The sequence below is a fragment of the Litoreibacter janthinus genome, assembly GCF_900111945.1.
GTDB lineage: Bacteria > Pseudomonadota > Alphaproteobacteria > Rhodobacterales > Rhodobacteraceae > Litoreibacter > Litoreibacter janthinus.
The window spans coordinates 684,470-700,575 of sequence record NZ_FOYO01000001.1 but is presented as its reverse complement, the minus strand read 5'-3'; the positions used below and the strand labels follow the sequence as shown (position 1 = coordinate 700,575).

At 57.4% G+C, this 16,106-nt stretch carries 9 protein-coding genes; 5 read left to right on the top strand and 4 right to left on the bottom strand.

What is annotated here, in order from left to right:
• Positions 1–58: 58 nt before the first annotated feature.
• The gene (locus tag BM352_RS03520; RefSeq protein ID WP_090212590.1) at positions 59–1,204 is read left to right on the top strand and encodes a phosphoserine transaminase; all 1,146 of its coding nucleotides are present in this window, start codon (positions 59–61) and stop codon (positions 1,202–1,204) included.
• 46 nt (positions 1,205–1,250) lie between these two features.
• Positions 1,251–2,846, top strand: a complete 1,596-nt coding sequence (serA, locus tag BM352_RS03515; protein WP_090212587.1) for a phosphoglycerate dehydrogenase — start codon at positions 1,251–1,253, stop codon at positions 2,844–2,846.
• Positions 2,847–2,907: 61 nt separating this feature from the next.
• Here serA and BM352_RS03510 read toward each other — a convergent pair whose 3' ends face one another.
• Positions 2,908–4,476, bottom strand: coding sequence for a hypothetical protein (locus BM352_RS03510; RefSeq protein ID WP_090212585.1), 1,569 nt, complete (start codon positions 4,474–4,476; stop codon positions 2,908–2,910).
• A gap of 139 nt (positions 4,477–4,615) precedes the next feature.
• Here BM352_RS03510 and BM352_RS03505 point away from each other — a divergent pair, with 139 nt between their 5' ends.
• A complete protein-coding gene (locus BM352_RS03505) occupies positions 4,616–5,176 on the top strand; it encodes a DUF2585 domain-containing protein (RefSeq protein WP_090212582.1) in 561 nt (186 codons plus the stop codon).
• Here BM352_RS03505 and BM352_RS03500 read toward each other — a convergent pair.
• Positions 5,173–6,198 carry a GDP-mannose 4,6-dehydratase gene (locus tag BM352_RS03500; RefSeq protein WP_090212579.1) on the bottom strand — a complete coding sequence of 342 codons (1,026 nt, stop codon included), beginning with the start codon at positions 6,196–6,198 and terminating at the stop codon, positions 5,173–5,175. The genes BM352_RS03505 and BM352_RS03500 overlap by 4 nt on opposite strands.
• Before the next feature lie 166 nt (positions 6,199–6,364).
• On the opposite strand from BM352_RS03500, the gene BM352_RS03495 reads away from it, so the two are divergent.
• Positions 6,365–7,180 (top strand): metallophosphoesterase, encoded by an 816-nt coding sequence (locus BM352_RS03495; RefSeq protein WP_175500611.1) that lies wholly within the window; start codon positions 6,365–6,367, stop codon positions 7,178–7,180.
• 91 nt (positions 7,181–7,271) lie between these two features.
• On the top strand, positions 7,272–8,447 hold the full coding sequence (locus tag BM352_RS03490) for an acetyl-CoA C-acyltransferase family protein (RefSeq protein ID WP_090212574.1): 1,176 nt from the start codon (positions 7,272–7,274) through the stop codon (positions 8,445–8,447).
• On the opposite strand, the gene pbpC is transcribed toward BM352_RS03490, so the two are convergent.
• Together pbpC and BM352_RS03480 are read right to left on the bottom strand one after the other, a co-directional pair.
• Positions 8,448–10,379 carry a penicillin-binding protein 1C gene (gene pbpC / locus BM352_RS03485; RefSeq protein ID WP_090219814.1) on the bottom strand — a complete coding sequence of 644 codons (1,932 nt, stop codon included), beginning with the start codon at positions 10,377–10,379 and terminating at the stop codon, positions 8,448–8,450.
• 92 nt (positions 10,380–10,471) lie between these two features.
• A complete protein-coding gene (locus BM352_RS03480; protein WP_090212572.1) occupies positions 10,472–15,907 on the bottom strand; it encodes an alpha-2-macroglobulin family protein in 5,436 nt (1,811 codons plus the stop codon).
• Positions 15,908–16,106 lie beyond the last annotated feature (199 nt).

Genomic DNA, 16,106 nt, shown 5'->3' with positions numbered 1-16,106 from the left:
TGACGCCACTGGGACACCTCTCCCCAACGAGAGGCTATTATCTGTAAGGGTAGACATAATGACTACGACAGCTCCGGCCACCAAGCCGACGAATCCGCGCTTTTCTTCCGGCCCTTGTGCCAAACCCCCCACATTTTCACTCGATAAGCTGGCCGACGCCCCATTAGGTCGCTCGCACCGTGCTGCTGTTGGTAAAGCCAAGCTGCTCGCCGCTATCGAGACGACCCGCGACGTGCTTGGCATCCCTGCCGACTATAAGATCGGCATCGTGCCCGCCTCCGACACCGGCGCGTATGAAATGGCCATGTGGAATCTCTTGGGCGAGCGTCCTGTCGAGATGCTTGCATGGGAAAGCTTCGGTTCCGGCTGGGTCACTGACGTGGTCAAGCAGTTGAAGATTGAAGCCAAGGTCACCACCGCCGACTATGGCGAGATCGTCAACTTTGCTGATGTGAATTTCGACAACGATGTCTGCTTTACTTGGAACGGCACTACTTCCGGAGTGCGCGTGCCGTCCAAAGACGTGATCCCTTCGGACCGCGACGGCCTGACGCTATGCGACGCGACCTCTGCCGCCTTTGCGATGGATCTGCCTTGGGATCGCTTGGATGTCACGACTTTCAGCTGGCAGAAAGTTCTGGGCGGCGAAGGCGGCCACGGCGTCATCATCCTGTCGCCCCGCGCAGTCGCGCGTCTCGAAAGCTATACACCGGCTTGGCCGCTGCCAAAAATTTTCCGCCTGACCAAAGGTGGCGCGCTGATTGACGGCATCTTCACAGGTGCGACGATCAATACTCCTTCTATGCTTTGCGTGGAGGATTACCTGTTTGCGCTAGATTGGGCCAAATCCGTGGGTGGCCTCACAGGCCTGATTGCTCGCGCTGATGCCAACACAGGCGCAATCAACGATTTCGTCGCTGCGAATGACTGGATCGACTTCCTCGCAGTCGACCCTGCAACGCGTTCCAACACCTCCGTGTGCTTGAAATTTGCTGACGACCGCATCGCAGATGGGGCCGCATTCGCCAAAGCCATCGCAAAGCGACTAGAGGCCGAAAACGTTGCACTGGACGTAGGCGCCTACCGCGACGCGCCTGCAGGTTTGCGCATCTGGTGCGGCGCCACGGTCGAGACTGCGGACATCGAAGCAATGCTTCCGTGGCTCGCATGGGCGTTTGACCAAGAGATTCAAGCTCAGGCGTAAGCCGCCTGAGTCCCACTTTACAGCTACACAAACATAGGAGCCCATCATGGCCCCCAAAGTACTCGTATCCGACAAACTGTCCGAAACTGCTGTCCAGATCTTCCGCGACCGCGGCATCGATGTGGACTTCATGCCAGAGCTCGGCAAAGACAAAGAAAAACTGCTGTCGATCATCGGCCAGTATGATGGCCTTGCGATCCGGTCCGCGACCAAAGCGACCGAAAAGTTGATTGCCGCCGCCGACAACCTCAAGGTTATTGGCCGCGCCGGTATCGGCGTCGACAACGTCGACATCCCCGCTGCGTCGAAAAAGGGGATCATTGTGATGAACACCCCATTTGGCAACATGATCACTACCGCCGAGCACGCCATCGCAATGATGTTTGCAGTGGCCCGTCAAATTCCTGAGGCATCAGCTTCGACCCATGCCGGCAAATGGGAAAAATCCAAGTTCATGGGCGTGGAGCTGACTGGAAAAACCCTCGGAGTCATCGGCGCCGGAAACATTGGCGGGATCGTATGCGAACGCGGCGTTGGCCTGAAGATGAAGGTCATCGCGTATGATCCATTCCTCTCCGAAGAACGCGCCGAGAAGCTGAACGTCACCAAAGTGGAGCTGGACGAGCTGCTGGCCCGCGCCGACTTCATCACGCTCCACGTTCCTGCCACTGACAAAACACGCGGCATGATCTCCAAGGAGAACATCGCGAAAATGAAAGATGGTGTGCGTATCATCAACTGCGCGCGCGGTGGTCTAGTCGACGAAGCCGCTCTGGCCGACGCGCTAAAAGCTGGCAAAGTTGCTGGCGCGGCTTTCGACGTATTCGAGGTGGAGCCTGCGACGGAAAGCCCGCTATTCAACTTGCCCAATGTCGTCGTGACGCCGCACCTAGGCGCCGCAACAACCGAAGCGCAGGAAAACGTTGCTTTGCAAGTGGCCGAGCAGATGTCCGACTACCTTCTGACCGGCGCTGTTTCCAACGCATTGAATATGCCGTCCGTGACTGCCGAAGAAGCCAAGGTCATGGGTCCATGGGTTAAATTAGCGGAGCATCTCGGCTCCTTCATCGGGCAAATGACCGACGAGGTCATTCAAGAAATTCTGATCACCTATAACGGCAACGTCTCCCAGATGAACCTTGAGGCCCTGAACTGCGCAGGGATTGCGGGGATCATGAAAGCCACCAACCCTGATGTGAACATGGTGTCAGCTCAGGTCATCGCGAAAGAGCGTGGCGTGAAAATTTCGACCACGACGCAGGACAAGTCTGGTGTGTTTGACGGCTACATCAAGCTGACCGTTGTCACCGATAAGCGCGAGCGTTCGATTGCTGGCACAGTGTTCTCGGATGGCAAACCACGCTTCATCCAGATCAAAGGCATCAACATCGACGCCGAGATCGGGGAGCATATGCTCTACACCACCAACGAAGACGTTCCCGGCATCATCGGTACTCTGGGTCAAACCATGGGCGAGAACGGTGTCAACATCGCGAACTTCACCTTGGGCCGCGAAGCCGCAGGCAAAGGCGCAATTGCGCTGCTTTACGTCGACAATCCTGTGCCAGCGCCTGTGCTTAAAAAACTGACTGATACCGGCATGTTCAAACAAGTGAAAACGCTGCATTTCGACGTCGCTTAAGCCACGTTCATTGCTCCGAACAGGCGCCGCGATCCTCAAAGGTTCGCGGCGCTTTTTGCGTTCAGTCTTTGCGGATCACTCCGGTGATTGCAGCCGCACCTAGCGCGGTCACAATCCAGCCGATAGATTTTGCGAACCATCGCACCCACCACGCGACTTTGCCCAACGGCGAGCGCGACGTAGATGGAGCCCACGCGTTTTCCTGCCCAAGCGAGATCAGCGGGATCACCAGATCGGCGGCATAGGCAAACGCGTTGAACGTTTCCCAATCCTGCCCGCCTTGTCCGGGCGCCGACCAGAAAACCGAAGGGTTATCGGCGTGAGATCGCGTCGCATCGATCCAGTCCTTTGAAACCAATATCGGCGCTGCGTTTGGCGCCATATCTCCGGCGTTCCATGTGCTTTGAAAGAAAAATCCCAGTGACAGGATTAGCACAATCGCCACAACTGCTGCCCGCCCGGGCCGGTAGCCATAGCCGATGGTCCAGCGCAGAAAATCATCGGCAAGTCGCGATAAAGCCCTCAGGATCGGCGATGCCCCGCGGGCCTGCATCAATTGTCTGTTCTCGGCGCGTAGCAAGCGTTCCTTACGCATCAGAACGGTGCGGGCGTCGTTGCGATGCCCTAGGGCTTGAAGAACACCTGCCAGCTGCTCGTAAGGTTGGGAGGTAAAGGGCGTGTCGGCAGGCTTGCGGGCCAGCCAATCAAGGCGGGCCTTGATGTTGGTCTCTGCATGCCGCGAGAAGTCGGTGTAACGAAAGCCGTCCAACCTGATCGGGTAGGTGGCTCCTGGTCCGGCGGGTTCATCGCGAAAACGTGCCACTTCGGCTCCGGCCAGATTCACGATGCCATTCGTGATCTGATTGTCAGCGAGATATAGAATGCCATTGATCCGGGCTCGTGCGAAGCTCAGCGCCATGTCGCGTCCGTGCTCTTCGGTCGAGTCAAACACCTGTGCAACGACGGCGCCATCCGGCGGCAAGCTCACTGACGTATTGGTGACGAAGAAATCATGCTCGACCCGCGCAGAGGAGAAGAACAAAAGTCCCGTTGCGTGAAGATGCGTGGTTGTTTCGGCGTAGGGGTAGTTCCCAAGAAAGACAGAGCCTTCCACGCGTAAAGACGGAGCAAAGATCGCGTCCTGCCGATCAGCCTCAATTGTAGCGTCACAAATCTGCAGATCTCCGCTGATCCGCGCACCTGACATGGAAATCTCGCCCGTTATCTTTGTGCCTGCTCTAATATAAACCGAGCCGGAAAAAGACGCGTTGTCAGCCGATAGCCCGTTTATCAAGCAGGCCGACAGATGAAGCCCTCGAAGTCGCGCGTTGACCAAATTGATAGGGTGGCTCAGGTGGCAATGCGAAAGGGAAATATCCCGCTCGCAGTCGCATCCCTGCAAATCAAGTATGCCGCTGATCCACGCGCCACGAAGGCGAATGCCTTTGTCATGCAAGCCGTCAAAACGCAGCAGTAAGTGCCTGACCAACTCGCCCCGAATTGTGCGGTCAGGGTCGGCCGATATCGGCGCTTCCCCGTCGCCGACACTGGTTCGGTCGGGATCGGAGGCTTCGTTAATAAGTTTCTGCTCAGCAAGCGAGAACGGCGCAAAGGTATCGAGAGAATTCATGCGTGGACCGTGGCATGGTGCGCATGTTCAGGCAAGATCGAGTTAGGTGGTTTGAAGGTGGGGCAAAAAGGACTCAGATACCCGCCCCACCGTTTCCCAGGCTTTACAGAGCCGTCCTTTCCGTGATCCCGTCCAAGCCATGAACAAGCGTTATCTCCCGTACTGGATCACCTTTGGAGTCCTAGTCGCAACTGCAGCCACGTTGCTTTGGATGGGTCGTATCCCGATGTGCAAATGCGGCTATATCAAGCTGCTGCATCTGGAAACTATGAGTTCCGAAAACTCTCAGCATATGATGGATTGGTATACGCCGTCCCATGTGCTGCACGGCTTTATCTTCTACTTCGTTTTGTGGCTATTTGCCCGTCGCATAGACATCGGGTGGCGGCTGGCCATTGCAACAGTAGTCGAGGCGGCTTGGGAAATACTTGAGAACACTGACGCCGTGATCAATCGCTACCGCGAGGTAACCATCGCGCTGGATTACTACGGCGACAGCGTCCTCAACTCTGTCTGCGATATCGTGGCGATGTGGTTCGGTTTCTGGCTATCGCGCCGCGTGCCTGTTTGGGTCAGCGTCGCAATTGTGATCCTTGCGGAAGTGGTTGTGATGACTGCCATACGGGATGGTTTAGCGCTCAACATTCTGATGCTGCTTTATCCGCTAGACGCGGTCAGAGAATGGCAAGCGGCAGGCTAGGCTTGATAGTAATCGCGATACCACTCTACGAATTTTGCAACCCCAGTGCGGATATCAGTATCAGGCTGGTAGCCCGTCAGGCGCTTTAGCAGTTTCGCTTCCGCCCATGTTGCGGGCACGTCGCCGGGCTGCATGTCCATAAAGTTCTTTTTGGCTTCGCAACCGGTTGCTGCTTCGATCGCCTCAATGAAATCCATCAGACGCACGGGCGATCCGGTCCCGATGTTGACCGCGCGCCACGCGGCGACAGGGGACAAGCTGTCACCCTCTTCAATGGCGTCTGCGTTTTCCGGGCGCTCTGGGGGCGTGTCAATCAGCAGCCGAATGCTTTCCACCAGATCATCGATATAGGTGAAATCACGGCTCATGTCGCCGTGGTTGTAGACATCGATCACATCCCCTTCGATGGTCGCACGGGTGAACTTGTAGGGTGCCATATCCGGGCGCCCCCATGGTCCGTACACCGTGAAAAAACGAAACATGGTGATCGGCATATCGTAGAGATGCGAATAGGAATGCGCCATCGCTTCATTGGCTTTCTTGGTCGCCGCATAGAAGCTCATCTGCGTGTCGACCTTATGAGTTTCCTCATAGGGCATGACAGAGTTTGCGCCATAGATTGATGACGTTGAGGCCATCAACAAGTGGGCGCAGGAGTTAGCGCGAACTGCCTCCAGCACGTTGAAAGCGCCGATCAGGTTCGCATCCACATAAGCGCGTGGGTTCTCAATTGACCAGCGCACCCCTGCCTGCGCGGCGAGGTGCACCACGACATCCGGCTTGTGAGTCTCCATGATCTCCATGACAAGCCCGTCGGTTTCTAAGAGCCCTTCAATCGGGGTGAACCCTTGCGACTGGGATAGGGCCTGGTGGCGTCGTTGCTTGAGGGTGACGTCGTAGTAATCCGTCATTCCGTCGAAGCCGACAACCTTGAAGCCATCCGCGAGAAGGCGGGCCGCGACGTGGAAACCGATAAATCCAGCCGAGCCGGTGACCAGTGCTGTGCGTGTCTCGTTTGCCATGTTATGTGCTCCTGTCCGCTGCCCCCCTTGGTCTGCCATATTTCACGGCAGGTCAAACCAGAAAGCACTGCGGCTTTCCGCGCGTTGGGTCGCACTGGCCTGTTTCGCTTGCAATCGGAGTCCGACACAACCAACTGTAAGGGAACCCAGCCGGAGTCCTCCGAACATGAACTTTCTAAGCTCTTTCTTCAAAGGGAAGACAGCCCCCAAGGAAGCAAAAAACGACGCCAGGAATTCGTCCCGCCCGAATCCGACATCTCCGCATTTCGTCGTTGGAGACCTGCATGGCACACTCGATTTGCTGGAACACATCCTTGAGCAGATCGACCATGTTATCGGCAATCTGGAAATGCGCGATCCGAAGTTGGTCTTTGTTGGTGACTATGTAGATCGTGGTCCGTCCAGCGCGGCCGTGCTCAACCGTTTGAACGAGCTCGCACACGAGTTTCCTGACAATGTCACCTGCATTTTGGGCAACCACGAACAGATGATGCTTGATTTCCTAGATGCCCCAGAAGCCCGCCACGCCCGATGGTTCCGCAACGGAGCAGTGGCAACTCTGGCAAGCTTCGGGATTGATATCCCTGACGAAGCAGAGTGGGCAGCAACTGCAAACGCGATAGCTGACGCGCTTCGATCCCAAATGGGCGAACCTATGGAAGCATGGCTCAGGACGCTGCCGACATCTGTCAGATCCGGCAATCTGATGGTCACTCATGCGGGAACAGACCCGGGGCGCTCAATTGAAGATCAGTCGCCGCGCGTGCTGCTTTGGGGTCATCCGGAGTTTTTAACTCGCGTCAGATCCGACGGGCAATGGGTGGCGCATGGGCATACGGTGATGGAGAATCCGATCTGTGGTGACGGGCGCATCTCCGTTGACACGGGCGCGTATTCCACCGGTTGCCTGACAGCCGCAGCAATCCTGCCGGATGGCACCGTGGAATTCCTAACAACGGCGCAACCAAGACCTGAGGATTAATCCCAAGCTTCGGCACTCCACAACGCAACGTCATATGAGTGCCCCGCCAAAACTGCGGTAAGCTGAGCACGACAGCTACGGAGGACCCCATATGTCTGATATCATGATCCTAAGCGGCGCTCGCACGGCCATTGGCACGTTTGGCGGCGCACTGGCCGCCACCCCACCGATTGACCTTGGAGCGACAGTCTCGAAGGCCGCGATGGAACGCGCAGGTGTGGATCCCGCACAAATCGGGCATGTCGCCTTTGGTCACGTGATCAACACCGAACCACGGGACATGTACCTGTCCCGCGCCGCAGCGATGCAGGCGGGCGTGCCGGATACAGTACCAGCGATGAACGTGAACCGCCTTTGTGGCTCCGGGGTGCAGGCCATCATTTCTGTGATCCAATCTCTGATGCTGGGCGATGCGGAAATCGGGCTTGCTGGCGGCGCTGAAAACATGAGCCGTTCGCCTTACATCATGCCAGAGGCACGGTGGGGCCAAAAAATGGGCGACGCCAAATCTCAGGACATGATGCTGGGGGCACTGAACTGCCCCTTTGGCACGGGCCATATGGGGATCACCGCTGAGAACGTGGCCAACGAGCATAATATCAGTCGCGAAGCGCAGGACGCGTTCGCCCTAGAAAGCCAGACCAGAGCCGCCCGCGCGATTGAATCTGGGTATTTCAAAGACCAAATCGTGCCCGTTGAGGTCCGCGTGAAGCGCGACATGGTTGCCTTCGATACGGACGAACATCCCAAAGCGACATCGCTCGATATCTTGGCTGGCCTGCGGACGGTATTCCAGAAAGACGGCACTGTCACAGCGGGCAACGCCTCTGGCATCAATGACGGGGCAGCCGCGGTGGTTCTGGCGACAAAAGCCGCAGCCAAAGCGTCTGGCCTGACGCCTCGTGCGCGCATCATCGGCTATGCGCATGCGGGGGTGCGGCCAGAAGTGATGGGCATCGGGCCTGTTCCGGCTGTTCAAAACCTGCTGAAGCGGACCGGACTGAAAGTTAGTGATTTTGACATCATCGAATCTAACGAGGCCTTCGCGGCTCAGGCTTTGGCTGTCTCTCAGGAGCTCGGGCTTGATCCCGAGAAAGTGAACCCCAATGGCGGCGCGATTGCCCTAGGCCATCCGGTCGGCGCGACTGGCGCGATTATCACCGTCAAAGCCCTACATGAGCTGGAGCGCACGGGCGGCTCAAAAGCACTGATCACTATGTGTATCGGTGGTGGCCAAGGGATTGCGCTGGCGATCGAGCGGGTCTGATCACTCGACAAAAATTGTGGTGCCTGCGGCGCGTCCGTGGGCATCAATAACGCGAACCCGAAAATATCCGCGCCCCGATGGGGTTAGCTGAGCCTGACGTTCCCAACTGTTGGTTAGGATCGGCGTTCCATCCTGAAGCCATGTGAATGGCGCGACCCCATCCCTGATCTGCACGTTTACCACACCACTCATTCGTACAACGCGCGAGCCATCTGGCGGGAAGGTCACCTTGGGGTGATCTCGTGCCACACCAGATTTTTCAGCGCGGCTTGTGAACCGCTGCAAAGGCTGAGGCAACTCTGCATTGCCTATCAGCAGCGCGTCGCTTGGGGGCGCTGGAAGCGGATCACTTGCTGTTTTGATCTTGTCGAACGCTTGAAACAGGATTGGCGCAGCAAGCTCGCCGCCAAATGCACCGGGCACTGGCGTTCCATCTGCTCGTCCCATCCAAACGCCGATCACATGACGGCCGTCATAGCCAATGGCCCACGCGTCACGGTGGCCATAGGAGGTCCCGGTTTTGAAGGCGACATCCTTACGCGCCGCCAAGCCCGGACGCGGAACGCCTTTGAGAATATCGCCGACATACCAACTGGCCTTGCGGCTCAGCACAGCTGGCTGAGGAAGTGCATTTGCGTAAATTGCGCTAAGGCGCTTCCCGCTATCAGGGTTTGCTATGACGGAATAAAGTTGAACAAGCTCGTGCAGGCTCAAACCCAGCCCGCCCAAAGCTGTTGCCAAGCCAGCATGATCTCCAGCAAGCTGAGGCGAAAGACCGGCCTGCCGTAGCTTTGCGATCAGGTTTGCGGGGCCAAGACGATCTAGGACGCTGACAACAGGCAAATTAAGTGACATCTGCAATGCTTCCCGCACACGTAGATCGCCGCGAAACTGTCCGTCGAAGTTCTGCGGCGCGTATGCTCCAAACTGCATCGGACGGTCTGAGATAAGCGTTTCGGGATGGATCAGACCCTGATCAAATCCCATCCCGTAAATTAGCGGTTTGAGCGTCGATCCCGGAGAGCGGCGCGCGTGCGTCATGTCGACAAACCCGCCTCGACGGTCGTTGGCATAGCTGGCAGAGCCGACCGAGGCGATTATTTCACCGGTCTGGTGGTCGGCCACCATGATGGCCGCCGATAGATGTTTGCCGCCCGCCGCCACAGCGCTGACTGCCAACTGTTCCATCTTTCGTTGGATACCGGCGTCCAGTGTGGTCCGGATCACTTGCCCGCCCTCACTTGCACGCAACCGATCGGTCAGATGCGGGGCCAGCGCCTCAAAGTCTTGACGTTCCGCGCGTAGCGTCTGCCCTGTGACGTCCTCCGCTTCCAAAACTCCATCACTGACGAGACGCGCCAGAACACGATCTCTGGCCTCCAGCGCCTTTCGGGGAAACCGGTCGGGCCTGCGGCTTTCTGGGGACTGTGGCAGCGCGATCATCATGGCGACCTGATTGGGCGTCAGGCGGCGTGGTTCTTTTTGGTAGTAAGCCAGCGTTGCAGCCCGCAGGCCTTCGAGATTGCCGCCATATGGTGCGCGTGCAAGGTAGAGCGACAGAATCTGTTCCTTGCTCAACCGCTGCTCCAAAGCGAGCGCGAGGCGTATCTGGCGCAGTTTTCCAGGCCAAGAGCCCGTGCCACTCTCTTCCAGAAGGCGCGCAACTTGCATTGTTAGGGTCGATCCACCAGAGATCACGCGACCGTTCCAAGCCGCTTGTGCCACGGCCCGCACCATGGCGACTGGATCAACGCCAGAATGATCATAAAAGCGCTTGTCCTCATATCGGATCAAAAGCCGCAGAAAGTCTGGATCGACATCTGTGACTGCAGTGGCCAGCCGCCATCGATCGTCCGAGGTTTGAAAGGCACGCAGCAGTTCTCCACGACGATCAAGCATTTCCACACCTGTCTCAATCGCCAGAACCGGCATTTCGGTTCGGTCAACCCAGCCTTCAAACTGGTCACGCCCGAAGGCCGCAGCCCAAAGGGCAAAAGCAAAGAAGCCTATTGTTCGGGCTCGCTTCACTTGCGCAGCACCTGGACACGACCCTGATCGGTGCGAGCCCGATAGAAGGGGCGATACATGTCCTCCACACTCGCAGCGGGATGGTGATAGTCGCCTGCTGCAACGGCACGAAGAATATAGGCCAACTGAAACTCTTTCGTTCCATAGTGATCGACAGCTGCAAGGAAGCGGTCGTCGCGGAATTCGGTGTTCCGAACATTGGCGTCAGTATTGAGCCAGGGCAGTGACTTTACGTCCCCGCTACGTAGCAGATTGGGGTTGTCGATTTCAAACCCGGCGGGAAGTGGATCGTTCACCATCAAACGCGCCTCACCAGTGGCAAGTGGTGTCACAGTCAGCACCGCGACAAGCCGCGTTCCGGACGTGACCAGCGAAGCATCCACGGGGTTGCCGTCCAGATCGTAGTAGTCTCGAGAAATGCGATAACCATTGCCGCCTGCTGCGACCGGGTCTTCGGATACGCCGATCGCAGTCAAAGTGACAGTTGTGTCGTCAGCCGTTGAGTTACTGATCCGAACAGCCTCCTGAGCGTCCTCGTCCAACACTTTGACCAGTGGGCCATCCACGGCTTCACCATTTAGGGAAAGCCCTGCGCCTTGTCTTCCGATCATAGCATTCGCTGCCAAAAGCGTCCAAACGGATTCCTGAGTCGATCGGCCAACCACATCCCCGAGAGAGGGCGCAATTCTCGCTCCGATCTCTGCCACGTTCAGCACATTAGATCCAGATTCAACCGCCAATGTCAGAACCGCAGCAGTATCGCGCAAATCGGTGCCGTAATCATCTCTCCAGACCTGCGCGTTGCCCTCGGCCCGATCAAGTAACACGGCAGCGCGCCGGAACATCGAATCCGCCCGCGCCGGGTCTCCGTAGGACGCAAGCGCAGCACCCAGTTGAGCTGCGGCCAAGGCGGTCGCGAAATCTTGCGATTTGGTATCTGCGTAATAGCGCAGGTCACCGATGGACGCCGCACCTTCACGGGCCAGAACCAACAGCGCATAGGCAAGCCCTTCGCCCCCGTTCTCAAAATCAGGGGCGCTGTTGACCTCGTTGCGCAAGTTGTCGAGCGCTTGCCGGAAAGCCTCGTTCGGAACATCATGCCCTTGCGCCTTTGCCCTGCTTAGGAAATCGGTAACGTAAGAATCCAGCCACAAATCCCCGCGATCGGGGCGCCATAGGCCAAAGGCTCCATTCGACGCCTGATTGGTCAGCACCAGCGATATGGATTGGCTGATGCGTTCTGAGATTCCATCTCTGCTTTCCAATCCCATCGCGTTGGCGACCTGATCCAGATACAACAATGGTAGTGCTTTAGAGGTCACCTGCTCCGTGCATCCGTAGGGGTACTTATCAAGAGCATTGAGCAAACCGGGCACATCAAAGCGCGCCAGCGGACCAGCAGCCAATGTGACAGAACTCGAGCCCGCAACAAATCCCGCGAAGGCGTTTTGGTCGAGCGTGAAGGTCCCGCCTGCAGCCAACGCAAATTGACTGCGGCGCTGGACCAGTGGATCGTTCCGCCTCAACTCAATTTGGTGGGTTTGCGTCAGTGTTCTGCCATCCGGCAGGGTCAGCGTTATTTCAACAGATGCATATTCAGATCCGCGCGCGGTGAATGGCAACAGCAGTCGCGCGGTTTGCTGTTTAGCCAGCGTTACCGAAGCCGGTATCTGATCGGCAAACCCCATTCCAGTGGAACTAATGGAGAGCGGCATCTCGCCCGTTGGGCCATCTGCATGGACGATCTCGAGCATCAGTTGGCTGCTATCGCCCGGCGCCAAGAAGCGCGGCAAGGTGGCTGACACGACGACAGGGTCTCGGATTAAAACTTCGGCGTCGGCTTCACCAACCCCGTCTTTGGACCAGACCACTGCCATAAGGCGGACGGACCCGTTAAAGGCAGGAATGTCGAACACCGTTTCTACGACACCATCCGCGCCCACTTTCAGCGGTCCGCTGACATAAGCGACAAGCTCCTCCGTCGGAGGTGGCGATTTTGCCCGAAGCTGCGCACCTGCATCGCCGCCGGAACGAACAGCACCCATGGCCCCGGTACTTCCGTCGATAAGACGGCCATATACGTCTCGGATTGCAACACCGAGCTTGCGCTGCCCGAAATAGTGGTCAGACGGGTGAGGCGGGGTAAATCCGGTGAGGTTCAGAATCCCCTGATCCACCGCGGCGATCATGGCATAAGTCTCACCATCTCCGTTTTCCACCTTTAAGCGAGCGGAAAGCGGTCCGCGTGGCGCACTTTCTCCGGCTGTCTCGAAGCGCGCTGTCAGCTTGGCATTTTCAGGATCTATAGCTGCATGGGACAAGCCCAGTGATCGCGCAGGGTTCTGACCCGTAGCGACATCCATCGGGCGCAAAACAGAAGCGGACACATAAGCCCCACTGCCCCACTCATCCGTTACCGTAAACGAAATCAGGTTTTCGCCTTCGACGACCTCAACCGCCTTCATATCGATCAGGCGGTTTGACATCACAGTGACCAAAGCAGTCCCTGCATAGCGCGGCACAACACGTAGCGTGGCGGTATCACCTGCCTTGTAGAGTGGCTTGTCGAGCGACACTTCCAACAGATCGGGGGTCTGGGCGGCGTTCGCACTTGCGTACCACCCGGCGTGGAAATTTACCGAGGTGGCGACATATGGGCCATCAATCCGCTCGACCTTGATCTCATACTCGCCCCACTCCACAGGTGCGCCAATCTGGAGCGGTTCACCAGCTTCGATGCTAGTTTCACCCGATGCCACACGACTGCGGGTCGTGACGGGATCCCAATACCAATTGCCGTAGTTGGAATACCACTGATACTCCGTCCGGATGCGGTTGATGGTCCACTTCACCTGCATATCTTGCTTGGTCAAATCGGGCGCCAGAGCGATCACCGCAAAGCTGGCCTCGCCGTTTTCAGGAAGAACGCCGTCGAAGGACGGTTTCACACCGATGAGCGGTCGGTCAAGCAACACAGGGCGGGTGATCCGCCGCTCAATCGGGCGGTTGGACCCTTCACGCACGCGGACGATGACTTCGGCCTCCAAGGGCTGCATCACCTCCGCAAGCTCCGGCATGTCCAGGAGCGCAGTCGCGTTGCCCGCATTGTCGGTTCGCACATTCGAGGCGAAACCGCTCCGCAGCGGACGGAAAGGCACGTCAGCGCGCCCGAAAGTGTAACCTTCATAGCCTTTCAATGAAGTCGTAGCGCGCAAGACAATGTCGCCTTCAACCGCCAGATCAGCACCGGGGGCGCCAAAGAGGTAGCGTGCTTCGATGTCTAACTCAGGTCGCCCGCTAGTGGCTTCAATCGGACCTTCGGGCAGTGTCAAAGTCGCATCAATACGTTCGGGTAGGAAATCTTCGACCAGCAGGTTTTGCTCTGCCAAGGCTGGCGCATCAGGGTCCGCATAGATCGCGAGCGTCCAGGTTCCGCGCGGCGCAGCGGTGCCAAGTGGCAGGTCAAACATGCGCCCACCTGCTCCCGCATCCTTCTCGGTGATGCGAGCGTATTCGACCCCATCTGGGCGTTTCAAAACCGCTATAAGCGAAAGGTCCTCGATAGCTTTCGCCCCACCGTCGCGTGCAAGAGCTAAAGCATGAATGACTTCTCCGGCGCGGTAAGCACCGCGCTCGGTTGTGACGAAGAGATCTACTGGTTTCGCTGCTGGACGTCCTTCGACACCGCGGTCGGACAGGTCAAATTCCGGATCGCGTAATGACAGGAAGGCGAAGTCCTCTCCCTTTTGAACCGTCAGCAATCCCGGCGCAGCAACGCCAGTGCCGCGGATCAGTCCGGGGTTAAACAGGGCATACCCTTCAGAATTTGTCTGGACTGTCTCAAGCACCTCGTTGGCACGGGACACTAGCGAAACCGAAACCCCATCCTTTGCTGCGACGTCCGACAACCCGCGCACAAAGACGTGCAATCCATCCACGCCCTCGAGGCTGGTCACGCCCAAGTCACTGATGACAAACCACTGAGTTGCGGGCGCAGTTTCGTTGGATGACGCGCCTGGGATCGCGGCCTGAAGTGCGTACACACCAGGGGCCATACTGCCCACGATAGCCGACACGGGCAGTCGCGTGGTCACTTCTTGGTTCAGCTCGGACTGCACATCGCCTTGCCCAGACCATATCTCGACCCCCATCGAAGACCGGAACTCGCGTTCGCCATAGTAGCTCAACGGTCGCGCGAAAAAGTCGCTTTGCATTGTGCGCAGGATGTTGCGGTCGGACACTTTGTAGAGCGTGAGATCAAGCACTTCCGAGTTCACAGCGACAACAGGCAGCGCCGCGTCTCCACTGCTGGGCAAGATATACGCTCGCCCCGGGAAGCGTACGGACGGATCACGGTCGCGAACGTATTGCGTGATCTCGATTGGCTTCTGAAGCATCTCACCGGATGCCGCTGGCAAACCTTGGCGCAAGGTGAAGCGATACCGCTCTCCATGAACAAGGCCGCCAAGGCAAAGCTGGCGATCTTGTGCTTCGACACTCAACCCTTCGATTTGAGATTGGATATAGGGGGCATAATCGGTCGTTTTCGCCAAAGGCTCCGAAAAGGCGACGCAGATTCGCGGCTCCGCAGAATTGTTCTCCACATCTGTTTCGGCGACATTAAAGCCGAACAACCCGATGACGCGGTCCAGCGCCTTTTCGGTATCGTCGCGAGGCTGCAATGCCTGCGCCAAGCGTAGGGGAGCAATGGCATCGCGACCGCGTCCATTTCTCTCCAAGGCATCTGCCATCAGCGTGAGGGCATTCACAGACATCGCGGGGCCGGTTGCACGTAAGTAAGCATTCAGCGAAGCACTGAGATAAATGCGATTAAAATCCCGTTGTTTGGATTTGTCTTTCTTCGCAGCACTTGCCGCATCGCGGGCGAATTGCTCCCAAAGGTCTGGGCGATCGTCTATCGTGAGGCCTGCACCCAAGAAGCGCATCGCGATATTTGGCTTTTCTTCATCGCGCGACTTAGATGCGGCGTCAATAAACTGCTGCGTCGTAAATCCGTTTGCGGCATATCGGTTGACCATGGTTGAGGCCTGCCTAAAGGCGGCCTCGAGATCGCGTTCAGTCAAAAACGTTGCTTGCGTTCGCTGGGCGTCAGCGCGTTGCAATTCGGTCGGAGTTGCGTCTTTGACACGAACGGACAATGCACCTTCGAACGGCTCGCTTTGAGAGATGTCCGATTTTGGGAAACATGCGCTGGATTTGGTGTTGAAGGTGAACGCCTTGCAAGCAGGTTCGGTCAGGCAAGCCCGTGTACAGGCATCAAAGCTCGTGTCAAAAATATTCGTCAGATCACTGCCATAGAAGTCCACGTCGCGGGTCAAAGTCATTCGGCGTTCTGGAATTAGGCCGTCTGCCAGCGCCATCGACGCCGTCGCGAAAAGTACCAAACCCGTTGAAATAAATCGGAATGCCATATCAGCCCCTATGTCAAAATACTCCGTGAGGCTCGCACAGTCCGGCCGAGTCGGGCAAGCCAATGCCGTTAAGCGCGTTTTCACCAAGTTCCGCAAATCTGTGCCCCAGAGCGGCTGGACGATTCGAGAGTGATGGAACCTACTTTGGCACACCAAGACTTGTTGCAAGAAAGGCGTGCGCGCCTGGCTGCGGAAAGGT

What these genes read in the sequence shown, in the direction of transcription:
- BM352_RS03490 (WP_090212574.1), top strand. Translation starts at nt 7,272, where the DNA reads ATGTCTGATATCATGATCCTAAGCGGCGCTCGCACGGCCATTGGCACG.
- BM352_RS03500 (WP_090212579.1), bottom strand. Translation starts at nt 6,198, where the DNA reads ATGGCAAACGAGACACGCACAGCACTGGTCACCGGCTCGGCTGGATTT.
- BM352_RS03510 (WP_090212585.1), bottom strand. Translation starts at nt 4,476, where the DNA reads ATGAATTCTCTCGATACCTTTGCGCCGTTCTCGCTTGCTGAGCAGAAA.
- BM352_RS03480 (WP_090212572.1), bottom strand. Translation starts at nt 15,907, where the DNA reads ATGGCATTCCGATTTATTTCAACGGGTTTGGTACTTTTCGCGACGGCG.
- pbpC (WP_090219814.1), bottom strand. Translation starts at nt 10,379, where the DNA reads ATGCCGGTTCTGGCGATTGAGACAGGTGTGGAAATGCTTGATCGTCGT.
- BM352_RS03520 (WP_090212590.1), top strand. Translation starts at nt 59, where the DNA reads ATGACTACGACAGCTCCGGCCACCAAGCCGACGAATCCGCGCTTTTCT.
- BM352_RS03505 (WP_090212582.1), top strand. Translation starts at nt 4,616, where the DNA reads ATGAACAAGCGTTATCTCCCGTACTGGATCACCTTTGGAGTCCTAGTC.
- BM352_RS03495 (WP_175500611.1), top strand. Translation starts at nt 6,365, where the DNA reads ATGAACTTTCTAAGCTCTTTCTTCAAAGGGAAGACAGCCCCCAAGGAA.
- serA (WP_090212587.1), top strand. Translation starts at nt 1,251, where the DNA reads ATGGCCCCCAAAGTACTCGTATCCGACAAACTGTCCGAAACTGCTGTC.